Source organism: Acidobacteriota bacterium, assembly GCA_030697165.1.
Lineage (GTDB): Bacteria > Acidobacteriota > Vicinamibacteria > Vicinamibacterales > UBA2999 > 12-FULL-67-14b.
Genome location: JAUYQQ010000003.1, coordinates 222,287 through 245,167, shown reverse-complemented (window position 1 = coordinate 245,167; position 22,881 = coordinate 222,287). Strand labels below are relative to the sequence as shown.

Sequence of the window (22,881 nt, the reverse complement as noted above, 5' to 3'; positions counted from 1 at the left end):
ATGGCCTCGACCCTCAGCACACACGAACTCACCAAGACCTACGGCGGCCGCACGGTCGTGCGCGGCGTGAGCCTCGAGGTGAACTCAGGCGAAGTGGTCGGGCTGCTGGGGCCCAACGGGGCCGGCAAGACGACCACTTTCTACATGACGGTCGGCCTGACCTCGCCCGACTCGGGCCGCGTCACGCTCGACGGCAAGGACGTCACCGGTGACGCGATGTACGTGCGGGCGCGCAAGGGCATCGGCTACCTGCCGCAGGAGGCGTCGATCTTCCGCGGCCTCACGGTCGAGCAGAACATCCTGGCGATCCTGGAGACGCTCGACCTCGATGCGTCAGAGCGCCGCGCGCGGCTGCGCGAACTGCTGGCCGAGCTGGGCCTGACGCCGCTGGCCAACTCGCCGGCCTACACCCTGTCGGGCGGCGAGCGGCGGCGCGCCGAGATCACGCGGGCGCTGGTCATGAACCCGCGATTCATCCTGCTGGACGAGCCGTTCGCCGGCATCGACCCCATTGCCGTTACCGAGATCCAGAAAATCATCTTCCACCTCCGCGACCGCGGCATTGGCATCCTGATCACCGACCACAACGTGCTGCAGACCCTGAAGATCACCGACCGCGCCTACATCGTCACGGACGGCGCGATTTTCCGGAGTGGGACGCCGGCGGCACTGGCCGCTGATGAAGAGGTCCGTCGGATTTACCTCGGGGCCGATTTCCGGCTGGACTAAGATTGTAAGAGCCGGATATGGGCATTCAGCAGAAGCTCCAAACCAAGCTCGCACAGAAGCTGATCCTTACGCCTTCGTTGCAACAGGCGATCAAGCTTCTGCCAATGTCGACATTGGAACTTGCCGACCTCCTGAACCAGGAAGTCGTGGAAAACCCCCTGCTCGAGGAGATCCCGACCGAAGACCTGCAGGCGGCGGACACCGCACCGGCCGTCGAGAAGGAAGCCGAGGCCAAGGCCCAGGCCGACAAGACCGATTCCTGGGACGACGCCGATTACGAGTATTTCTTCGGCGACTACCTGGACGATGGCTACCGCCCGCGCGCGCCGCAGGAGGTCAAGGAACTGCCGCCGATCGAGAACACGCTCTCGACCAGCTCATCATTGACCGACCACCTCGAATGGCAGCTGTCGTTGCAGACCGAAGCCGAGGCGATTCGCGAGATCGGCGAAGCCATCATCGGCAACCTGGATGACGACGGCTACCTGGTGGCGTCGGTGGACGAAATCGCGTCGATGGGGCCCTGGCCGATCGACGAAGTCGAGCGGGCCCTGCTCCTGATCCAGAGCTTCGACCCGATCGGCGTCGCCGCGCGCGACCTGCAGGAATGCCTCACGCTGCAGATCAAGCACTTGCACCTCGAGGGCACGCCCACCGAGAAGATTGTCTCCGAGCACTTGCGCCTGCTGCACAACCACCAGATGCCGGACCTGGCGCGCAAGCTGGGGCTGACCATCGAGGAGCTCAAGGGCCACGTCGAGATCATTCAGCACCTCGACCCGAAGCCGGGCAGCCGCTTCAACCCGCAACCGTCGCAGTACGTGATTCCCGACGTCTACATCATCAAGGTCGAGGATCAGTACGTCGCGGTACTGAACGAGGACGGCCTGCCGCAACTCCGCATCAGCCCGACCTACCGCCGGCTGCTCGACAAGGGCGCCGCCGAGAACAGCGACGAGACACGCGCCTACGTGAAGGACAAGTTCCGCTCGGCGCTGTGGCTGATCAAGTCGGTCGAGCAGCGGCAGAAGACCATCCACAAGGTGGCGACCAGCATCTGCACGTTCCAGCGCGACTTCCTCGATCACGGCATCGAGCACCTGCGCCCGCTGGTCCTGCGCGACGTGGCCAACGACATCGGCATGCACGAATCGACGGTCAGCCGCGTCGTCACGAACAAGTACATGCACACGCCGCAGGGCGTGTTCGAGATGAAGTACTTCTTCCACAGCGGCATCAGCAGCTCGTACGGCGACGCCGTGTCTTCGGTGACGATCAAGAACCGGATCAAGAAGATCATCGAGAGCGAAGATCCGAAGAAGCCGCTCAGCGACTCGAAGATCGTGAACATCCTGCAGCGCGAAGGGCTCATGCTGGCGCGGCGGACGATTGCGAAGTACCGCGAAGAACTGAAGATTCCCACCTCCAATCAGCGGAAGGTAATGTTCTAACCGCAAGACGATGTCGATCACCCCGGCCATCACCGTCGGCGGCCTGCTCGACGCGCGGCCCGAGTCGGTCGGCTTGACCATCGACCTGTTGGCCGGCGCCGACGGGCTCGAGCGGCACATTACCAGCCCCTACATCCAGAAGACCGGTCTGGCGCTCGCGGGCTTCCACGAGTACCTGCAGCCTGGCCGCATCCTGCTGTTCGGTGACAGCGAAGTGCGGTTCCTCGAGAACATGGCGCCCGGCGACCGCCGGCAGGCGCTGGCCAAATGCTTCAACGACTCGCTGCCGTGCCTGCTGATCACGGGGGGTGCCGAGTTGCCACCCGAGGTGGTGTTGGCCGGCGACCGGGCCGGCGTCCCGGTGCTGCGCACGCCGGTGCCGACGGCGACCGCGATCGGCAAGTTGACCGCCATTCTCGAGGACCGGCTGGCGGCGCGCGAGATCATCCACGGCGTGCTGCTCGACATCCTCGGCCTGGGTGTCTTAATCGTTGGCGACAGCGGCATCGGCAAGAGCGAGTGCGCGCTCGACCTGGTGGTGCGCGGCCATCGCCTGGTCGCCGACGACACCGTCGAAGTGCGCCGCCGGGCCGACTCCTTCGTGATCGGCGCCTGCCCTGAGTTGACCCGCCACCACATGGAAGTGCGCGGTCTCGGCCTGATCAACATTCGCGACCTGTTTGGGGTGGCCTCGACGCGCACCTCGAAGCGGGTCGAGCTCGTCGTGCAGCTCGACCGGTGGGGCCCCGACCGCGAGTACGATCGCCTGGGCCTGGACGACGCGTGGTACGAGCTGATCGGCCTGAAGGTGCCGTTGATTCGCATGCCGGTGGCGCCCGGCCGCAACCTGGCTATCCTGGTGGAGGTCGCGGCCCGCAACCAGCTGCTGCGCATGCGCGGCATCAATGCCGCCCGCCAGCTGGTGGAGCGCCTCGATGCCGGGTTGCTGAGCCCGAGCACCTCAGCACCCCAGCACCTCAGCACTTCTGCACCCAAGCACCTGGAAGAGGACGAAGAGCTGTGAGCAAAGCGCGCTTGCCCTTGAGTTGGGCGCGATTTATCGTGTTGACCGGCTTGTCCGGATCGGGCAAGTCGCAGGCGATTCGCGCCCTCGAGGATCTCGGTTACTACTGTGTCGACAACCTGCCGGTGTCGCTGCTGCCGGTGATGGCCGAGCTCAGCGAACGGCAGAGCGAACACAACCGGGTCGCGGTCGTGATGGACGTGCGCGAATCGCGTTTCGTCAGCGACTTCCCGCGCGTCTACCGCCAGCTGAAGACCAACAAGCTCCTGCGCACCAAGCTGATCTTCCTGGAGGCCGGTCACGCCGAGCTGGTGCGTCGTTTCAGCGAAACCCGGCGCCCGCACCCGCTGGCGCCCGATCGTCCCATCACCGAAGGCCTGAGGGAAGAGCGCGCCTCGCTGCGCACCATTCGCGCCATGGCCGACAAGGTCGTCGACACCTCCAAGCTGAACGTGCACGAGTTACGGCAACAGCTGCGCGAGCTGGTGTCGGGGCAGAAGCAGGCATCGAAGCTGGTGCTGACCTTCCTCAGCTTCGGCTTCCAGAACGGCCCGCCGGCCGAAGCCGACCTGGTGTTCGACGTCCGCTTCCTGAAGAACCCGTATTGGGTGCCGGCGCTCAGGTCGCAGACCGGCCGCGACCCGGCGGTCGCCGCCTACATTCGCCGGCAGCCGGTCGCGCGCGCGACCGTCAAGCGGCTGTCGGCGCTGCTGCGCTGGATGGTGCCGCTGTACGTGCAGGAAGGGAAGTCGTACCTCACCGTCGCCGTTGGCTGCACCGGCGGCCGGCACCGGTCGGTCTACATCGCCGAAGCTTTGAAGCGTGAACTGTCGGATGTGAAGGGCGTCTCGGCGCGCGTCGCGCACCGCGACCTGGCGAAAGGCCCGCGATGATTGGAGTTGTCGTTGTCACGCACGGGCAGCTGGCCACCGAACTGGTCAACGCCGCCGAAACCATCGTCGGCGACCTGCCGCATTTCGCGGCGGTGTCGATCGGCTGGCACGAAGACGTGCAGGACGCCCGCGACGCCATCGCGGCCGCGATCGCGCGCGTCCAGCAGCCGGGCGGGGTGCTGCTGGCCACCGACATGTTCGGCGGCACGCCCTCGAATCTCGGCATCACGTTCCTGAAGGAGGACGCCGTTGAAATCGTCACTGGCGTCAACCTGCCCATGTTGATCAAGGCCGCGAACCTGCCCGACGGCCCGCACCTGACCGAGGTGGCGCGGATGCTGCGCGAGCACGGCCGCAACGCGATCTGGGTGGCGTCCGACCTGCTTACAGGAGCAGGTGGGGCAGGTGCGGCGGGTGCGCCTGGCGCCAGTGGCGACGGTCCGACCGAATGACCACGCGCGAGTGCGTGATTCGCAACCGCCTGGGTCTGCACGCCCGGGCCGCGGCGAAGTTCGTGCACCTGGCGACCCGCTTTATGTCGCAAGTCCGCGTCTCGCGCGAGGGCCGGACGATGGACGGCAAGAGCATCATGGGGATTTTGTTGCTCGCCGCCGCGCCCGGCGCGAGCATCGTCATTACCGCTGACGGCGCCGACGAGGCCGAGGCGGCAGATGCATTGTGCCGCCTGGTCGAGGGCGGATTTGGAGAAGAGCTGTGGAACGCCTGACCGGGATTGGCGTGTCACCCGGCGTGGTGCTCGGCCGCGCGGTGGTCCTGACCCAGCGCACCGAGGTCATGCGGTTCCCGATTCCGCCGGAGCGGGTCGACCAGGAAGTCGCGGCCCTGTGGCGCGCGCAGGCGGCCTCGCAGCAGCAGCTCCAGGACATCAAGTCGCGGGTCGAGCACGGCCCGGGCAGCGAGCTGGCGGCGCTGTTCGACGCCCAGCTGCTGATGCTCGACGACCCCATGCTGGTGGGGCGGGCCGAGACGATCATCCGCACCGAGCGGGTCAACGCGGCGTGGGCGGTGCATCGCGCGTACGAAGAGCTGTACCACGTCTTCATGTCGATGGAGGATCCGTACCTGCGCGAGCGCGAGAACGACGTCGCTGACGTCGCCGGCCGGTTGCGGCTCAACTTGCGCCATGGCGCCAAGGGACCGAAGGAGTTGCTGAGCCAGGTGGACGGGCCGTCCGTGCTGATCGCCGACGAGCTGACCGCGTCGGTCGCCGCGCAGCTCGACTGGTCGCGTGTGCAGGCGTTTGCCACCGACGCGGGCAGCCGCACCTATCACACCGCCATCCTGGCGCGCTCGCTGAAGGTGCCGGCCATTGTCGGCCTGCACGACGCGTCGCTGCGCATCCCCGCCGGCACGCCGGTGGTGCTCGACGGCACGACGGGGGAGTTGATCGTCGCCCCGACGCCCGATCAGATCGACGAGGCACATCGGCGGGCCACCCGGCCGCGCCGCCGCGGGCAGACCGCAGGCGATTCCGGGCCGGTCTCGACCACCGACGGCGTGCGCATCCGTCTCGAGGCCAACATCGAGCTGCTCGAGGACCTGCCGTTCCTGAACGAGCACGGCGCCGAAGGCGTCGGCCTGTACCGGTCGGAGTTCATGTTGTCGGGCCGCCCGATTGCGAGCGTGACCGAGGAGGATCAGTACGCGCTCTATCGCAGCCTGATCGAACAGGTTGCACCGCGCCCGGTGACCATTCGCACGTTCGACCTCGACGAGCGTCAGTTTGCCGGACCTGGCCGCGGACCGGAACGCCGCCGCACCCGTCCCGGCCTGCGCGGCCTGCGCCTGGGCCTGGCGTATCCGGAGGTGCTGCGCACGCAGCTGCGCGCGCTGGTCCGCGCCTCGGCGCACGGGCCGTTGCGGATCATGTTCCCGTTCGTGACCGCGGTCGAAGAGGTGCGCGACGCCCGCAAGATTCTTGCGGATGTCGTATCCGGCTTTAGCCGGATCGACCCGACGCAGATCAAGGTCGGCGCGATGATCGAGGTGCCCTCGGCGGCCCTTGCCGCCGACCTGCTGGCGCCGGAGGTCGATTTCTTCACGATCGGCACCAACGACCTGATCCAGTTCTGCCTCGCGGTGGACCGCACCGACGATCGGGTGTCGGACCTCTACGAGCCGCTGCATCCGGCGGTGCTGCGGCTGATCCGGACCGTCCGGCGAGCCGCCGCGCGCCACCGGATCCCGGTGTCGCTTTGTGGCGAGATGGCGTCGGACCCGGCGCTGGTCGGGTTGCTGGTGGGCCTCGGCCTGACCGAGTTCAGCATGACGCCGGGCGCCATCCCGATTGTCCGCCAGGTCATTGCCGAGACGAGCGCCGCCGATGCGCGCCGTTTGGCCGGCCACGCGCTGCGGTTGGCGACCGCGGCCGAGATTGAGCAGTACCTGTTCGACGCCCTGGCCGCGTCGGCCATTCAAAGGAGTCCGTTGTCGTGAGTGAACCGTTGCATCGCGTCGAAAAACCGTGGGGATACGAACTGTGGTGGGCGCGCACCGACCGCTACGTCGGCAAGCAGATCCACATCAACAAGGGCCACGCCCTCAGCCTGCAGTACCACAACAAGAAGGACGAGACGATTTTCGTGTGGTCGGGCCGAATCCTGTTCGAGCGGGAAGTGGACGGCCAGCTGGTCGCCACCGAGATGGGTCCGGGCGAAGCCGTGCACGTGACGCCGCCGACCGTGCATCGCATGACGGCGATCGAAGACTCGGATGTGCTGGAAGTCTCGACCCCCGAGACGGACGATGTCGTCAGGCTGGAAGATCGGTACGGGAGGAAAGGGACCTAGCTGATACTTGCCGGGAGTCGGGAGTCGGGAGTCGATCGACTCCCGGTTCCCGGTTCCCGACTCCCGTCTAGAACGGGATGTCGTCGTCGGTGACGGGGGCGGGATCGCGCATGGGATCCTGGTAGCCGCTGTCACCGCCGCGCTCCACCTGGCGATCGCCGCCGCGGCTGCCGCCGCCACCACCGCCAAGCAGCACGATCTTGTCGGCCTTGACCTCGGTGGTGTAGTGCTTCTGGCCTTCCTTCTCCCACTGGCGTGTCTGCAAGCGGCCCTCGAGATAGATCTGCTTGCCCTTGACCAGGTACGGCTGCAGCGAATCAGCCGTCTTGCCCCAGAGCACAATGCGGTGCCACTCGGTCTGTTCCTTCTTCTCGCCTTCCTTCGACGTCCAGTTCTCGGTGGTGGCAATGCTGAAGCTGGCCACTGACTGTCCGCCCGGTGTGACGCGCACTTCGGCATCCTTGCCGAGATTGCCCACCAGGATCACCTTGTTCACGCTGCCCATGTCTGCTCGCCTTTCTCACTCACAATCGCGCTTCGATCGCTGTCGTCGAGGTCACGTCACTTACTGATCATCGCCGGATGGCCTACTTGGCCCGGGCCATCGCCGCCAGCCGCTGCTTGGCCAGTCCCGCCAATTCCGAGTCGGGGTACAGCTTGAGCAGGTTCTCGTACGCCTCGCGCGCCCGATCCGGTTGCTTGGTCGCGGCGAGCGCCAGGCCCATCTTGTAATAGGCGTCGGGCACCCGGTCGCCCTTCGGGTAGACGGTGATCACCCGATTATACGCGTCGATCGCCTCCGCGAACTTGCCGTCCGAGTAGTAGCAGTCGCCGATATACCACTGCGCGTCGTCGGCATTGTCGGTGCGGGCAAAGCTCCTGAGATAGGTATTGAACCCGTCCACGCACAGCGTCCACTGGCCGGCGGTGAAGTCGGCCAGCGCGGTGCTGAACAGCCGTTGCGGCGACATCCCGGGCGCCATCGTCATCGGCGGCGCCGGCGTCAGCGGCGCCTGCACGTCGCTCGGCGGGGCACTGGGATCCACCGGCACGGCCGGCGCGGCCATGGCCATGTCGGGCATCGCCAGGCGCAGCGCCTCCACTTCCTGCGACAGGCTGGTGATGCGCACGTTGCTTTCGTCAATGCGCTCGCGAACGATGCGCAGGTCGGTGCCGAACTGGTCGACCGCCAGCTTCTGATCGGCGAACGACTTGCGGGTCGCCCCGGCCTGTTCGTCAACGCGCGACGAAATGGCCGTCAGCTGCGCGCCGAGCGCGTCGAGCGCCGCCTGCAGCTGCTGCTGCAGTTGCTGCGTCTGTTCCTGCAGCATGCGGATGTCGGCCATCATCTGCATTTCGCGGCGCGACTGGGCCGTGGCCGGGGCGGCGCAGGCGAGGGCGGCAAGGAGGGCCAGAATGCCAGCTTGCAGTCGTCGAGTCATACGACCCATCTTACTTTGCCGTAATCACGAAATGCGCCCGCCGATTCTTCGACCACGCCGCATCGTCGTGACCGGGGTCAAAGGGAAACTCCTTGCCGTAACTGACGGTCCTGACCATGTCAGCCGGGATGCCGAGCGAGACCAGGTAGGTGCGCGCCGCCAGGGCACGGCGCTCGCCAAGGGCGAGGTTGTACTCAGCCGTTCCGCGCTCGTCGCAGTGGCCTTCAATGGTGATCTGCCACGTGGGGAACTGCTTTAGCACGGCCGCGTTGGCCTGCAACACGACCTGGCCCTCGGCGTCCACCTCAGAGCTGTCGAGGACGAAAAACAGCGGCTTCAATGGCGAATCGCGGTTGAGGTCGTCGAGCGACTTCGAGCCAATGGTGTCTTCCATCGGCATGGGCGGCACCGGCACCGGCTCGGCCACCGGGCTGGGCGGCGGCGGCGGCGCCGGCGGGGCCGTATTGGCCGTCGCGGGAGGCGGCATGGGCCGCGCCACCGGCGGCGTCTTCTTCGAACACGCACCAACCACCACCGAGAGAAGAACCACCATCACCATCAACGACTGTGCTCGTCTGTTCATAACTAACCTCATTCGCAACTTCCGCACCGTGCACCCGAGGCACCCTAGGCACCCTATTTGTTTATTGCGACCAATGCGGCATCTGGTTGTTGCCATCCCTGGTGATCTGCCGGAGGTTGCGTCCGTCCCGGTCGACCGTGAAGATCTGGCTGCGGCCGGCGCGCGTGGACATGAACGCGAGGTGGCGGCCGTTGGGCGCCCACGCCGGGCTCTCATTGCTGCCCTCGCCAAACGTGATCTGGCGCGTCTCGCCGCTGGCGATGTTGAGAATCTTGATGTCGAACCCGGGCCCGGTCTGGGCGGCAAACGCAATCTCGTTGTACGGCGGGGGCGACCAGGTGGGGCGGTCGGCATACGATTCGAAGGACACCTGGCGCAGCCCGGTGCCATCGACATTGACCACAAAAATCTGCGGCCGGCCGCGCCGCTCCGAGGTGAAGGCGATCTGCGTCCCGGTGGGCGACCACGTCGGCGTGACGTCGATGGCCGGATTGTTGGTGAGCCGCGTGACATTGGAGCCGTCGCGGTTCATCACGTAGATCTCACTGTTGCCGTCACGGGTCGACATGAAGGCGATGCGGTTGCCGTCGGGGGAGAACACCGGCAGGAAATTCTGGCCGACGCCTTTCGTGGGCGACTCCATCGTCCCGGCGTAGATATTGGAGATCAACACGTCGGGCCGGCCGCTGCGATACGAGGTGTAGGCAATCGAGCGGCCGTCGGGCGACCAGTTCGGCGTGACGTTGAGGTTGCGATTGATGGTGATGCGGCGGGGGTTGGCGCCGTCGTAGTCGGCAATGTAAATCTCTTTCACGTCGCGCTTCTCGACCGTGTTCATCACCGGTTCGCGATTGCGATCGGACGCGAAGGTCAACTTGGTCCGCGCGACGCCGCGCAGTTGGCGCTGCGATTCGTGCAACTCGTCGGCCATGGTGTGCGCGTAGATGCGCGGGTTGGCGGCGGCCCCGGTGTACTCGCGGCCGTACGCCGACTGCCGCGCGCGCACGTTGTACAGGCGCATCTCGACGCGAATGCCGGTCGGCGTCTTCTGCACGGTGCCGATGATCACGCCGTCGGCGCCGAGCTCGCGCCAGCGATCGAACGGCACGGCCTCAATCGAGCCGGCGACCGGGATCGACTTGTAGGTGTCGCGCGGAATCAACGCGAACTCGCGCTCGAAGTCGAGGTCGGCGAACAGCACTTCACTGATCGTACGGGCCGCCTCCTGGGTCTCGCGATCGGGCGACAGTGCCAGCAGGTCGGGCACCGCCAGCCGCGGCGGCGTGCCCGATTCGCCGGTCAGTCTTAATTCGACGCTGGTCTGTGGCTGTGGCGGCGCGGGAGGGGTGGCCGGTTGCTGGGCGGTGAGGACCGCCGAGGCCGCCAACAACATCGCGCCTGAAAGTTTCGTCGCCAGTGATCGGTTCGTCATGCTCACGTTCTCTGTTTACCGCACATACTCAAACCATAAGTAGACCGGCAGCGCCGATCCAGTGAACTCGGTTGGCAGCGGGGGCAGCTTGGCCAGTTGCAGGGCACGCGACGCCAGGTAATCGAGATCCGCCCGGCCGCTCGATCGCTCCACTTTCACATCCACGATTCGCCCGTCGCGTTGCACCACGAAACGCATTTGCGTCTCGGCGACCGTACCCTGCTTCGAGCTCCAGTTCATCGTGATCTGGTCTTTCATCGTCGCCAGGTAACCGGGACAGCAGAAGTTGACCACGTCGACATACCCGCCCTTGCCGCCAGCGCCCGACGACAGGCCGAAGCCCTGTCCCTTGGCGCCGGTCTCGGCGATGGCGGTGCCTTTCTGGATCTCCGCGCCTTTGGTCGGAATGGTGCTGCGGGGATCCTTGGCATCGGTCTTGGTCGGGGTCGTCTTGCGCGGCGGCGCCTTCGTGGGTTCGATCATCGCCGGGGTTTGCGCCGCGGGCGGTCGCACCGGTTCGACGGCTTTCTTGGTTTCCACCACTTGCTGGATCGTTCGGCCCCCCAGGGTGGCGAGGCCGCCGTCGGCCGGCCCGATCGGACCGCCGAGGCTGATCTGCAGGATCACCTCCGGCTCCCGCTCGATCGCGCCGAACCAGGCGCCCGGCACGAACGCCACCGCCGCCACCAGCGCCACGTGCGCCATCGCCGACCATCCCACCATCGACGACAGCCCGTCGGACTTGGCCGAGCGCGCGATCAGCACTTCCGAGACCGCGTCCATGGCCTATCGCGCCGCCCTCGGCTGGGCCGTGATGCCGACGTTCTGCACCCCGCCGGCCTTGAGGTGATCGATCACCTCGTACAGTTCCTGCAAGGTGACGCCGGCGTCGCCGCGCAGGAAGACGTCCTTGTCAGTCCGGGTTTCCATCAGCTGTCGCATGCGCTCGGAAAGCACCGCTGCATTGACCGGCTCCTCATCGATCCAGACCCGCTGATCGGTCCGGTAGGAGAGCGGCACGCTGATGTACGGGCGCACCGACGTCAGCTTGTCGGCGCGGCGCGAGACCGGCAGCCGGACCTCGATCCCCTTCTGCATCATCGGCGCCGCCACCATGAAGATGATGAGCAGCACCAGCATGACGTCGACCAGCGGCACGACGTTGATCTCCGACAGCGACGTCGTCACGCGGCGGCCGCGGCGGCGGCCGGTGTTGGCGTCGGGCGGGGTCGAGATCTTCGGCACCTAGGTGAAGTTCCTTTCCGAGATGTTCAGGAACTCCAGCGCGAAGTCGTCCATTTCGGACGCGTAGTTCTTCACCTTCGAGGTGAAGTGGTTGTAGAAGTAGACGGCCGGGATCGCGGCGAACAGGCCGAGCGCGGTGGCAATCAGCGCCTCGGCGATCGGACCGCTGACCACGGCCAGGTCGGTCGAGCCTTGCGTGCCGATGTTCATGAACGCCGTCATGATCCCCCAGACCGTTCCGAAGAGCCCGATGAAGGGCGTGATGCTCGCGGTGGTGGCGAGAAACGTCATCCGCCTCTCGAGCTTGGCCACTTCAATGGACGAGGCGCGCAGCAGCGCGCGGTCGACCGCCGTGATGCTCTTCAAAGTAGGACGTGGCGCAGGCGTTCCAGGACTGGCCGCCCCCTGCGATTGCCGCAACTGGGCCGTCAACTCGGCGTAGCCGGCCTGGAACATCCCGACCAGCGGGCTGAGCGCCAGGGAAGGGCAGACCGCCTGCACTTCGGAGAACTTGGCCGACTTGCGGAAGACCTCGAGGAACGTGGTGGATTGCTTCTCGATGCCACGGAACGCCCAGAACTTGTGGAGGACGATGCCCAGCGAAATGATCGAGAAGATGAGCAGGATTACCATCACCGCCATGACGACGGGGCTGGCGGCGAAGATTAGGTCAGCGAACTCCCCGGCAGCCGCTCGAGTGGGCGGCAGTTCGCCCTCGAGTTGCAATGCCAGGACAAACGATCCAGGCGTCGGCAACAAAGCCTCCGAATCAGGTCCATTGGGAAAATGCGCGCTGGGAAGCGCCGTACTGTGCAACCGTAGCACGCTCCGTGAAATTCTGTCAAACCCATGATACGATGGCAGTTGCGCTCGCCACAGGATTCCCGCAACACGAGACACCACCCGCATGATCCGCTACCTCGCCATCCGCAACCTCGCGGTCATCGAGTCGGTGGCGGTCGATTTTGAACACTCGTTCAATGTCCTGACCGGCGAAACCGGGGCCGGCAAGTCCATCCTCGTCGAAGCTGTCGGGCTGCTGCTCGGCGGCCGCGCCACCCAGGACCTGATCCGCACCGGAGAGGACCTCGCCAGCGTCGAGGCCGTCTTCGAGACCGCCGACGGGGAAGAGTTGATCGTCCGGCGCGAGATTACCTCGCAGGGACGCAGCCGCGCCTTCATCAACGGCGCGCTCGCGACCGCCGCGGCCCTGAAGGACCTGGCGAACCGCCTGGTCGAACTGCACGGCCAGCACGAGCATCAACAGCTGCTCGATCCGTCCCAGCACCTGGCGTTGCTCGATACGTGGGCCGGTCTCGATGCGGAACGTGGCCGGGTCGCCGCCGCGTTCGACACCGTCCGCGGCTGGCGCGACGCACTCGATCGGCTGCGCATGGACGACCGCGAGCGCGCCGCGCGGCTGGACCTGGTCGAGTTCCAGCTGGGCGAACTCCAGAAGGCCGGCCTCCAGGCCGGAGAAGACGAGACGCTGGCGGCGGACCGCCAGTTGCTGCGCAGCGCCGACACGATTCATCGGCTCTGCAACGAAGGCTACGCCGAGCTCTACGATACCGAGACGGCGGCGCTCGGCACGCTCGGCCGGGTCTGGAAACGGGTGGGGGAGTTGGCCGCGATCGACCCGCGCTTCGCGCCGTACCTGGAGGCCCGCGACGCAATCAAGGCACAGCTCGAAGACCTGGCGTTCACGCTCCGCGACTTTGCCGACGGCATCGACGCCTCGCCAGGCCGGCTCCAGCAGGTCGAGGACCGGCTGGCCCTGATTGAGCGCCTCAAGCGGAAGCACGGGGGGACACTCGAAGAGGCAATTGCCGTTCGCGACCGCCTCGCCGCCGAGTTCCAGGCCCTGACCGGTGGCCAGTCGACCCTGGCCGAGATCGAGCAGCGGCTGGCGGACGCGGGCCGGGTGTTCCTGGACGAGGCCCGGGCGTTATCGTCGGCCCGCCGGTCCGCGGCCGCGCGGTTCGCCAAGAGCCTTGAAGCCGAGCTGGCCGATCTGGCGATGGCCCGGACGAAGTTCGAAGTGCGGCTGTCGAGCAGCGAGTCGGAAACGGAGTGGACCGCAGCCGGCATCGACGCGGGGGAGTTTTTCCTGTCGCCCAACGTCGGCGAAGAGCTCCGGCCGCTGGCGCGCATTGTTTCGGGTGGTGAACTGTCGCGGGTCATGCTGGCGCTGAAGACGCTGGGCGCCAAAGACGGCATGGCGGGCAAGACCCTGATCTTCGACGAGGTCGATGCCGGGATCGGCGGGCGAGTGGCCAGCGTGGTCGGCGACAAACTGGCGGCGCTCGGCCAGCGGTTCCAGGTGCTCTGCATCACGCACCTGCCGCAGATCGCCGCGAGCGGCCGCACCCAGTTCCTGATCGAGAAACGGGTACAGGGCAGCAGGACGGTGACGAGCGTCACCCGCCTGACCGCCGAGGATCGCGTACCGGAGGTTGCCCGCATGATGGGCGGATCGGCGGCCGGGGTGAAGGCGCTCGAAAGCGCCCGCGAGCTGCTCGAGACCGCCCAGGCGAAAGGTGAAACTGCGGCGAAAGCGAAAGGCGAAAGTCCGCGGCGGGCGAAAGCGAAACTGGAATGAAATACTTCATCGAGACCTACGGCTGCCAGATGAACGTGCACGACTCCGAGCGCATGGCCGGGTTGCTCGAGCAGTCGGGCTACGACGCGGCCGAGTCTGAGCGCGATGCCGACCTCGTGGTAGTCAACACTTGCAGCGTGCGCGAACGGGCGGAAGAGAAGCTCTATACCCGCCTGGGCGAGATCAAGGAAATGAGCCGCGAGCATGGCCGCGACCCGTTGGTGGTGGTGGCCGGCTGCGTAGCGCAACAGGAAGGCACCAAACTCATCAAGCGCTCAAAGGGCGTCGTCAACCTGGTGGTCGGCACACAACAGGTGAAGATGCTGCCGATGCTTGCGACGCAGGCGCTGAACGAGCGGCCGTCGGTGTTCTACGGGCGCTCGCGAAATGAAGGACTGATCGCCATCGAGAATCCGTACGAGGAACCCTCGTTCCCGCTGGGCGTGGTTCGGCGGGGCGATCCGGTCCGCGCCTACGTGACCATTATCGAGGGCTGCAACGATTTCTGCGCTTTCTGTGTCGTGCCGTATACCCGTGGGCACGAGCGCATGCGGTCTAAAGCCGAGATATTGGCTGACGTGCGAGAAGCGGCTGACAGCGGGCGGCGCGAGGTGCAACTCCTCGGACAAATCGTGAACCATTACCAGGCTCCAGACGACCCGGCGTGCGACTTCCCGGCGCTGCTCGAGGCCGTGCACGAGGTGCCGGGCATTGACCGCATCCGGTTTGCCAGCCCGCATCCGCGGCACACGAGCGACCGCCTCATCGGCACGGTGCGCGACTTGCCGAAGGTGTGTAAACACCTGCACCTTCCCGTGCAGTCGGGCTCGTCGCGGGTCCTGTCACTGATGCGGCGGCGGCACACGCGCGACGAGTACCTCGACCTGGTTGCACGCATTCGCGCGGCTATCCCGAACGTGCAGCTATCGACCGATATGATCGTTGGCTTCCCAGGAGAGACGGCAGCCGACTTTGACGAGACGATGAGCCTGACCGAAGCGGTCGGCTACCACAGCATCTTCTCGTTCAAGTATTCGGAGCGCCCGAACACGCTGGCCTCGAAGCGGATGCCGGACGATGTGACGGACGAAGAGAAGAAGCGGCGCATCGTGGCGCTGCAGTCGCTCCAGCGATCGATCCAGTCGAACCTCTTCCAGCGGTCGATTGGCACGACACATGAAGTACTGGTGGAGGCGACCAGCCGGCGAAGCGGGTGGGAACTGACGGGCCGCACCAGCGGCAACACGGTGGTCAATTTCCCAGGACCGCCGGAATGGCTGGGGCGGTTGGTGGACGTGACGATCCGGCGTACCGGCCCCAACAGCGTGTGGGGCGAGCCGGTCATGTAGCGTCCGGCGTTAGCCGGACCATTCGACGATCGATAGAACTATCCGCCCAAAAGCGGATGCCACAGCAGCGCAGTAACGGGGACGCAATGATCGAAATGAACATCAAGGGGCTGATGGTCGATCCCATCACCAACATGCCCATCATCATCCTCCGCGACTCGGAGGGGCAGAAGGTGCTGCCGATCTGGGTGGGCGTGTTCGAGGCCAACGCCATCGCGTTGCAGATCGAGAACATCCAGACGCCGCGGCCGATGACGCACGACCTGTTGCGCAACATCATCCAGGACCTGCAGGCGACGGTGGACAAGATCGTGGTGTGCGACCTGAAGGAGAACACCTTCTACGCGATGATCCATCTCAAGACTCCGCTGGGTCCGGTGGCGATCGACGCCCGGCCGAGCGACGCCATCGCGCTCGCGCTGCGCACCCGCGCGCCGATCCTGGTGGACGAGAAAGTGATCGACCACGCCAAGACGGTGGACCTGTCGAACGAGAAGCAGGACAGCGATCGTCTCCAACAATGGCTGGAGCAGTTGGATCCAGACGACATGGGTAAGTACAAGATGTAAGTTGAAAGTTGAGAAGTTGAAAGCTGGTAGTTGAAGTGGGCAGTTCCAAGCCCGAAACTACCAACTACCAACTCTTCAACTTTCAACTTTCAAAATGTCGGCCCGCCGACAATCCCGCTAAGCTCCACGTTTACATAGCTTTACATCACGGCATTTCGCGAAATCCCAGCGTCGCCAGAACACAAGATCACGAGATTCGTGATCTTGCTGCTAGAATGCGGGCGAGCCCTACGCGTAACTGCCCAATGATTCTCAGTATTGCCAACCAGAAAGGCGGCGTGGGGAAAACCACCACCGCCATCAACCTCGCGGCCGCTCTTGCCATGCGCGGCAAGCCGACGCTGCTCATCGACCTGGACCCGCAAGGCAATAGCAGCATGTCGTTCATCGACATCCGCACCGCCACGCGAAGCATGTACGACGTGTTCGTCGACAACACCGTGCACCTGGCCGACGTGATCGTGCCGGCCTCGCTGCCGAACCTGTCGATCGCACCGGCGCGCATCGCCCTGGCCAAGCTCGAATCGCGGCTGGTCGGCGAGCTCGATGCGCCATTCCGGTTGAAGGATGAACTGGCCGCGCTCCAGGGGCAGTTCGCCAACATCGTCATCGACTGTCCGCCGGCCCTGGGCCTGCTGACCATCAACGCGCTGGTCGCCTCGACCCATTTGCTAATCCCGATCCAGTCGTCGTACTTCGCGCTCGAAGGCACGGACGACTTGCTCGAGACCATTGAAAAGGTCCGCCAGCGGCCGAACCCGGAACTGCAGATCCTGGGCGTGGTGATCACCATGCACGACAAGCGCACGGCGCTGGCCCGCGACATCCAGGAACAGATTCGCAAGGTCTTCGGCGACAAGGTCTTCCGCACCGTCATCAGCAAGAGCGTGCGGCTCGAGGAGAGCCCGGCGTACCGGGAGTCCATTTTCACCTTCGCGCCGGAGTCATCTGGCGCGACCGAGTACTACAGTTTGTGTGAGGAGGTGATCGACCGTGCCTAAGCCTCGCGGATTGCCAGACAACCTGCGCATGCGCCACGACGCGCATTACGTCGAAACCCTCGCGGCCTCAGCCGGCGCCCCGGTCGGCCGCATGGTCCCAATCGACCAGATCGACCCCAACCCCGACCAGCCGCGACAGGCCATGGGCGACCTGGCCGAGCTGATTTCCTCGGTCACCGAGAAGGGGATTATCGAGCCCCTGGTGGTTCGCCAGCGCGGGCCGCGGTACCAGATCATCGCCGGCGAACGGCGATACCACGCCTCGGTCCAGGCCGGGCTTACCGAGTTGCCGGTCGTCATCCGCGACGTGGACGACCGCGAGATGCTGGAACTGGCGCTGGTCGAGAACATCCAGCGCAAGGACCTGACGGCGTTTGAAGAGTCTGAAGCCATGCAGGCGCTGGCACAGCGCTGCGGTTATACCCACGAGGACCTGTCGAAACGCCTGGGCAAGTCGCGGACCACGATCACCGAGGCGCTGTCGATCAACGGCATTCCGCCGGAGGTCCGGAAGGTCTGCCGGCTGGCCGGCATCAACAGCCGTTCGCTGTTGCTGCAGGTGGTCCGCCAGGGCGACCCGCAGAAGATGCTGGCGCTCGTCGAGAAGATTGCCAACCAGGGCGCGACCCGTGAGCAACTGCGCAAGGATACCCAGAAGGTCAAACCCGGGCGGCCCAAGGCGTTCGTGTTTGCATTCAGGCCGCCGAGCAAGGCCTTCAACATGCGCCTGAGCTTCAACAAGAAGAACGCGAGCAAGGACGAAGTGATTGCCGCACTCGAGAACATTCTCCAGGAACTGAAACACGCGAAGTGAGCGACGCGGGAGGCTTTCCCCGCGTGCCCTGCCTGTTAGTTAACATAAGATGTATTATCAGACTTAGTCTATTTCGCACACAAACATGGCCTGTGGACGGTTTGTGTGGGTTTTAGATGGGTTTGCCGGGCAACTGCCCTAGAGATGCCAGTCCGAAGTTGCTGAGCCCGGCCCCGGAACAATCACGGTCCACGGACCGCCAGCCGGAACGGTGTCCAGGACGTCGTTGGTCCGCGCCCGAACCTGGAGCCGGAATTCGAGCCGCTGACCCCGCAGGACTTCGAATTCGTCGATCGGGATGATCACCTCTGCCAGCTCATCAACAGATTGCCACGCCGGCTCGACCGGGACCTGACGGGTGTCGGGCGCCGAAACCAGCACGACCAGGGTCGCCGACCCGGACGACAACAAGCCGACCACCGGCCCGGCGAGTCGAAGGCACAGACCGGCCGACGCATCGAACCCGACCAACAGTTCGGTGATGGGTGAAGCGGCGGCCACCTCATGCATGGCGCCGGCTGGCCGGACCAGCGACGGCCGCGACGCACCCGCCCATTCCAGGTAGCTCGTCGCGCGACCATCGAGCCTGACCGAGACCACCCCCGCCGGGCTGAGTTCCGTAGCCGCGCCGGTGGAGATGTTCGACACGTATAGCTCGTCCGGAACGGGAACGCCCAACGCCGCATAGGCATTGCGCAGGTGGAGCCGGAACAGCTCGTCGAATTCCTGGTCGTGGTCCGACGAGTGGTCATCGCCGTACCACCAGAACCAATCACTGCCTTCGGCGATTAGTAATTCCTCGAAGGCCTGGTCGCGCCGGTCGGCGGCCACGCCCCCCGCATGGCGATCGAACGTGTCACGCGCCTCGGCCAATTGCGACCAGGCCCGGTGGTCATCGCGATGGCCCATCCAGATATAGAAATCGGCGTTGATCCACGAGCCAGCGTGGACCGACGCCAACGGGACCGCCGGCCCCGACGCCGCCTCGGCCATGGTCACGGTCCGGATGTCACCGGCCGCTGCCAGCGCCGAATAAAGCGCCCGCAGGAACGGCCGCCCGCCGCCGGGATAGTGTTCCCACGCGTTCTCTCCGTCCAGGATCACGCTGACCGTCCCGACTTCCCCGCCGGTGGCTGCCGCGAACCGATGGCCTGCCGTCCGCACCCGGTCCACGAAATCCGCGGCCGCCGCCCCCGCGTCCCACGATTGATAGTGGAAGCCAATCCGATCCGACAGCGCGTGATCGCGAAACAGCGCGACCGGGCCCGCGGCGCCCAGCCGATAGGGCCGGTACAGGATCTCGGGCCGGAGCGCGTGGCCGAACTCGTCGCGCGGCAAGGCCACGCCAAGCGAGCGCGCCAGGATGTCCTCGTCGGTCGCGATCCACGTCACGCCGGACTCAGCCAAAAGCGCCACCGCGGCGTCCGAGACCGAGCCTTCCGAGGGCCACATGCCCGCCGGTCGGCGGCCGAAAGTGTCGGCGTGAAACGCGAGGGCCCGCTCGATCTGCGTCCTGGCGTCATCGGGGCGGGCAAACCGGGTGCGGGGCCGACCTGCGCCCGGATGCGTGCCGAGCCCGACATCCGAGTCGTGCAGCAGCGGCAGAATCGGGTGATAGAACGGTGAGCACGCCAGCTCGACCTGCCCGCGCTCGCCGGCTTCTCGATAGGCCGGCACCACGAGCCGCAGCAGTTCGAGTTCGATTTGCCGCAGCGCCACCTTGTCGGCCTCGGTGTAGTCACGGTCGCGGGCAATCAGCTCGACGAGCCGCGGGTCGCGCGCCAGCCAGTCGGGGTCGATCCAGGCGAGCTTGTGCCAGACCTGCAGATCGCGCAGGTCGGCGGGCGTGAACGCGGCCCCGGCCAGGCGCGCGGCGTGCAGTTCCGCGTAACGCGGATAGGGCGCAATCATGCGGCCGTACGGTGCATGAAACCCGTTGGCGACCAGCCAGCCGGCCTCGTCTGCGGTCAACGCCTCCGCCGGCTTGAGCCCCGCGGCGAGGTGCCGATCCGAGGCCCGGTCTTCCGCAAACGCCTGGACCTGCACGACCAGCGACGGCACCAGGTTAAAGGTCGCGCGTACGCCCGGAAACTCGCCCATCAGGGCGACCATGCCCCAGTAGTCCTTGATGGCATGCAGCCGCACCCACGGAAGGATGTGCTCGCCGGTGGCGAGGTCCTCGTAAAAGGGCTGGTGCATGTGCCACAGCAGGGCGAGGTTCACCATGGGCGATAATGGGGGCAGCTTGCGCGCCCAGGAGGCGCGCGGAACCCCATGCGAATGCGCATCATCGACCGGTACGTCATGCGGGAGATCCTCCCGCCGTTCCTGATTGCCCTGTTGGTGTTCACGTTCATCCTGATTATCCCCTTCATCATCGACCTGGCCGAACAGATGATTGCGAAGGGGGTGCCGTGGGTCACCCTGCTGCAGCTCATGGCCACCCTGGTGCCGGGGGTCGCGGCGCTGACCATTCCCATGGCGCTCTTGATCGGCATTCTCGTCGCCCTGGGCCGGCTGTCGGCCGACCGCGAGGTGGTGGTGCTGATGGCCTGCGGCGTCAGTCCGTACCGGCTGCTGCAGCCGATCCTGCTCCTCGGCGTGATCTGCTGGGGCGTCGCCTCGTGGGTGATGCTCGAGTCCATGCCCAACGCCAACCAGACCTTCCGCGAGATCTCCAACCAGATCGTGATGGATCGCGCCGAGGGCGAGGTGCGGCCGCGCGTGTTCTTCGAAGACTTCCCCGGCCTCGTGCTCTACGTCAACGAGGTGCCGGTCGGCGGCACCGGCTGGAGCGACGTGCTCGCCGCCGATACCCGCGACCCGGCGCAGCAGGTGATCTACCTCGCCAAGCGCGGCCGCATGGTGATTGACCGCGAGGCCCGCACCATCCAGATGGTGCTCGAAGAAGGCACGCGCCACCGCACCGACCTGGCCGATCCCAGTTCCTATGAAGTGGCGCGCTTCGACAGCACCATTCTGTCGCTCGACCCCGAGACCGTGTTCCCCCGCCAGGGACCCGCCCGCGGCGACCGCGAGCTGTCGATCGAGGAACTGCACGCCAAGGCTGAGGAGTTGCGCGCGCAGGGGTTATCCCCGCACAACCAGATCATGGAGATCCACAAGAAGTTCTCCATTCCGGTGGCCTGCTTCGTCTTCGGCCTCCTGGGCCTCGCGCTCGGCGCCACCAGCCGCAAGGACGGCAAGCTGGCCGCGTTCGTGCTCGGCATCGGCGTGATCTTCAGTTACTACGTGGTGATGTACGGCGGCGAGGCGCTCGCGAAGGGATTCTGGCTGCCTGCCTGGCTGGCGATGTGGCTCCCCAACTTCCTGCTCGGGTTCGCCGGCATCGCGCTATTGGCATGGCGTTCGCGCTCGGCCGGTTCGCCGATCAGCATCTCGCTGCCCGCGTGGCTAAGCCGCCGCCGGGCGAGCACCGACCCGTCGGACACGTCCACGACCACCACGACCGGTGTCTCCGCCAAGAGCGGCCGCGTGGTCGTCGTGTTCAAGGTCCCCCAGTTCTCGCTGCCCGGTCCGCGCCTGCTCGACGTCTACCTGGCCAGGCAGTACGTCCGCATTCTCGGCATGACCACGGTCGGCATGCTGGGCCTGTTCTACATCTCGACGTTCATCGACCTGTCGGACAAGTGGTTCAAGGGCCAGACCTCGCTCGGCATGCTGGCGCAATTCCTGTTCTGGTCCACGCCCGAATGGCTCACCTACATCCTGGCGCTGGCCGTGCTGCTCTCCGCACTCGTCACCATCGGCCTGCTCACCAAGAACAGCGAGCTCATCGTCATGCGCGCGTGCGGCATCAGCCTGTATCGCACGGCCCTGCCGCTCGTCCTGTTCGCCGCCGCCGCCAGCGCGATCCTGTTTGCGATGGAAGAACGGCTGCTCGCCACGGCCAATCGCAACGCCGATCGGCTGAAGCACATCATCCGCACCGGTTCGCCGCAAACTTTCGGGGTCATGAACCGCAAGTGGATCGTGGGCAGGAGCGGCGAGGTCTACCACTACCAGTTCTATGACCCGCGCCGGCGCGAGCTGAACAGCCTGTCGGTGTTCGACTTCGATGAGGCGGCGCACACGATTCGCTCGCGGATGTTCGCCGCCAAGGCGACCTATGCCCCGGTGGCCGGCCCGGCCGGGACCGTGCCCGAATGGCGCCTCGAACAGGGGTGGTCGCGCGACTTCAGCGCGAAGGCCCAGGTCACCGACTTCGCCAAGTTCGCCGAGCGCTCCGTGCCGCTCGAGCCGGCCGACTATTTCGTGACCGAGACGCGCGAGCCCGACCTGATGAACTTCGGTCAGCTGCGCACCTACATCGGTGAGCTGCGCGCGAGCGGCTACAATGTGCTCGAGCACGAGGTCGGCCTGTATCGCAAGACCGCCTTCCCGTTCGTCACCCTGGTAATGACGCTGATTGCGGTGCCGTTCGCGGTGTCCACGGGCAAGCGCGGCGCGATGTACGGCATCGGCATCGGCATCGTGCTCGCGCTGGTGTACTGGGTGATGATCAGCGTGTTTGCCGCTTTCGGTGCCGGCGGCTTGCTCAATCCAATCCTGGCGGCGTGGGCGCCCAACCTGATCTTCGGCGCCGCGGCCGCGTTCCTGCTGTTGACCGTACGCACATGACCCAGGTTCCGCAACGCCCCTCACCCACCCGCTACATCACCGCCGGCGTGTGCCTGATCGCGGCCCTGGTGTGCCTGCCGGCCGGCTTCATCCAGATGATCCTCGCGTTGCAACGCGGCGGCTACGGCACCATCAGCATGGTGTACCCGATCGCGTGGCTCGCGCTCGGTGGCGGATTGCTTGGGTTGGGGATCGCGTTGATGATCTGGGAGCTGAGCGTCCGTCACGGCGTCAGGCATTGAAGTCAATCCAGCTGAAGCCGGATGTTGCTTGCGGTCCGGCTGAAGCCGGACACT

23 protein-coding genes are annotated in these 22,881 nt (G+C 65.8%); 15 read left to right on the top strand and 8 right to left on the bottom strand.

The features are described from left to right. The 8 genes from lptB to Q8T13_03890 are packed head-to-tail and all read left to right on the top strand — an operon-like array spanning position 1 to position 6,907. Positions 1-729, top strand: a complete 729-nt coding sequence (gene lptB / locus Q8T13_03925) for an LPS export ABC transporter ATP-binding protein (protein MDP3716897.1) — start codon at positions 1-3, stop codon at positions 727-729. 17 nt (positions 730-746) lie between these two features. After that, the gene (gene rpoN / locus Q8T13_03920; protein ID MDP3716896.1) at positions 747-2,180 is read left to right on the top strand and encodes an RNA polymerase factor sigma-54; all 1,434 of its coding nucleotides are present in this window, start codon (positions 747-749) and stop codon (positions 2,178-2,180) included. A gap of 10 nt (positions 2,181-2,190) precedes the next feature. Then, positions 2,191-3,204 (top strand): HPr(Ser) kinase/phosphatase, encoded by a 1,014-nt coding sequence (gene hprK / locus Q8T13_03915; protein MDP3716895.1) that lies wholly within the window; start codon positions 2,191-2,193, stop codon positions 3,202-3,204. After that, entirely contained in the window at positions 3,201-4,097 is an 897-nt protein-coding gene (gene rapZ, locus Q8T13_03910; GenBank protein MDP3716894.1) for an RNase adapter RapZ, read from the top strand. Before hprK ends, rapZ begins: the two co-directional genes overlap by 4 nt. Further along, on the top strand, positions 4,094-4,549 hold the full coding sequence (locus tag Q8T13_03905; GenBank protein MDP3716893.1) for a hypothetical protein: 456 nt from the start codon (positions 4,094-4,096) through the stop codon (positions 4,547-4,549). Before rapZ ends, Q8T13_03905 begins: the two co-directional genes overlap by 4 nt. Next, positions 4,546-4,824, top strand: a complete 279-nt coding sequence (locus Q8T13_03900; GenBank protein ID MDP3716892.1) for an HPr family phosphocarrier protein — start codon at positions 4,546-4,548, stop codon at positions 4,822-4,824. Before Q8T13_03905 ends, Q8T13_03900 begins: the two co-directional genes overlap by 4 nt. Then, the gene (ptsP, locus tag Q8T13_03895; protein ID MDP3716891.1) at positions 4,812-6,554 is read left to right on the top strand and encodes a phosphoenolpyruvate--protein phosphotransferase; all 1,743 of its coding nucleotides are present in this window, start codon (positions 4,812-4,814) and stop codon (positions 6,552-6,554) included. Before Q8T13_03900 ends, ptsP begins: the two co-directional genes overlap by 13 nt. Continuing rightward, positions 6,551-6,907: a cupin domain-containing protein gene (locus tag Q8T13_03890; protein ID MDP3716890.1), complete on the top strand. Its 357-nt coding sequence runs from the start codon at positions 6,551-6,553 to the stop codon at positions 6,905-6,907. The genes ptsP and Q8T13_03890 overlap by 4 nt, the downstream gene beginning before the upstream one ends. A gap of 67 nt (positions 6,908-6,974) precedes the next feature. Here the strand turns inward: Q8T13_03890 and Q8T13_03885 are convergent, their stop codons facing one another. The 7 genes from Q8T13_03885 to Q8T13_03855 form a co-directional block, all read right to left on the bottom strand. After that, on the bottom strand, positions 6,975-7,412 hold the full coding sequence (locus tag Q8T13_03885; GenBank protein ID MDP3716889.1) for a single-stranded DNA-binding protein: 438 nt from the start codon (positions 7,410-7,412) through the stop codon (positions 6,975-6,977). 82 nt (positions 7,413-7,494) lie between these two features. Then, on the bottom strand, positions 7,495-8,349 hold the full coding sequence (locus Q8T13_03880) for a tetratricopeptide repeat protein (protein ID MDP3716888.1): 855 nt from the start codon (positions 8,347-8,349) through the stop codon (positions 7,495-7,497). A 10-nt stretch (positions 8,350-8,359) separates the two neighbouring features. Continuing rightward, the gene (pal, locus tag Q8T13_03875) at positions 8,360-8,932 is read right to left on the bottom strand and encodes a peptidoglycan-associated lipoprotein Pal (protein ID MDP3716887.1); all 573 of its coding nucleotides are present in this window, start codon (positions 8,930-8,932) and stop codon (positions 8,360-8,362) included. A gap of 61 nt (positions 8,933-8,993) precedes the next feature. Further along, a complete protein-coding gene (gene tolB / locus Q8T13_03870; protein MDP3716886.1) occupies positions 8,994-10,364 on the bottom strand; it encodes a Tol-Pal system beta propeller repeat protein TolB in 1,371 nt (456 codons plus the stop codon). Positions 10,365-10,379: 15 nt separating this feature from the next. Beyond that, positions 10,380-11,147 carry a TonB C-terminal domain-containing protein gene (locus Q8T13_03865; protein ID MDP3716885.1) on the bottom strand — a complete coding sequence of 256 codons (768 nt, stop codon included), beginning with the start codon at positions 11,145-11,147 and terminating at the stop codon, positions 10,380-10,382. A 3-nt stretch (positions 11,148-11,150) separates the two neighbouring features. Next, complete coding sequence (locus Q8T13_03860) at positions 11,151-11,609, bottom strand: biopolymer transporter ExbD (protein ID MDP3716884.1); 459 nt, start codon at positions 11,607-11,609, stop codon at positions 11,151-11,153. Beyond that, complete coding sequence (locus tag Q8T13_03855; protein ID MDP3716883.1) at positions 11,610-12,365, bottom strand: MotA/TolQ/ExbB proton channel family protein; 756 nt, start codon at positions 12,363-12,365, stop codon at positions 11,610-11,612. A gap of 151 nt (positions 12,366-12,516) precedes the next feature. Here Q8T13_03855 and recN point away from each other — a divergent pair, with 151 nt between their 5' ends. From recN to Q8T13_03830, 5 genes are all read left to right on the top strand, one after another. After that, the gene (gene recN / locus Q8T13_03850) at positions 12,517-14,211 is read left to right on the top strand and encodes a DNA repair protein RecN (GenBank protein ID MDP3716882.1); all 1,695 of its coding nucleotides are present in this window, start codon (positions 12,517-12,519) and stop codon (positions 14,209-14,211) included. Next, a complete protein-coding gene (gene miaB, locus Q8T13_03845; GenBank protein ID MDP3716881.1) occupies positions 14,208-15,560 on the top strand; it encodes a tRNA (N6-isopentenyl adenosine(37)-C2)-methylthiotransferase MiaB in 1,353 nt (450 codons plus the stop codon). Before recN ends, miaB begins: the two co-directional genes overlap by 4 nt. Positions 15,561-15,646: 86 nt before the next feature. Continuing rightward, the gene (locus Q8T13_03840) at positions 15,647-16,129 is read left to right on the top strand and encodes a bifunctional nuclease family protein (GenBank protein ID MDP3716880.1); all 483 of its coding nucleotides are present in this window, start codon (positions 15,647-15,649) and stop codon (positions 16,127-16,129) included. 245 nt (positions 16,130-16,374) lie between these two features. Then, positions 16,375-17,130, top strand: a complete 756-nt coding sequence (locus Q8T13_03835; GenBank protein ID MDP3716879.1) for a ParA family protein — start codon at positions 16,375-16,377, stop codon at positions 17,128-17,130. After that, on the top strand, positions 17,123-17,944 hold the full coding sequence (locus tag Q8T13_03830) for a ParB/RepB/Spo0J family partition protein (protein ID MDP3716878.1): 822 nt from the start codon (positions 17,123-17,125) through the stop codon (positions 17,942-17,944). The genes Q8T13_03835 and Q8T13_03830 overlap by 8 nt, the downstream gene beginning before the upstream one ends. 138 nt (positions 17,945-18,082) lie before the next feature. Here Q8T13_03830 and Q8T13_03825 read toward each other — a convergent pair whose 3' ends face one another. Further along, a complete protein-coding gene (locus Q8T13_03825) occupies positions 18,083-20,170 on the bottom strand; it encodes a glycoside hydrolase family 57 protein (GenBank protein MDP3716877.1) in 2,088 nt (695 codons plus the stop codon). A gap of 48 nt (positions 20,171-20,218) precedes the next feature. On the opposite strand from Q8T13_03825, the gene lptF reads away from it, so the two are divergent. Further along, positions 20,219-22,585, top strand: coding sequence for an LPS export ABC transporter permease LptF (lptF, locus tag Q8T13_03820; GenBank protein MDP3716876.1), 2,367 nt, complete (start codon positions 20,219-20,221; stop codon positions 22,583-22,585). After that, a complete protein-coding gene (locus Q8T13_03815; GenBank protein MDP3716875.1) occupies positions 22,582-22,827 on the top strand; it encodes a hypothetical protein in 246 nt (81 codons plus the stop codon). Before lptF ends, Q8T13_03815 begins: the two co-directional genes overlap by 4 nt. The last annotated feature ends 54 nt before the right edge of the window (positions 22,828-22,881 follow it).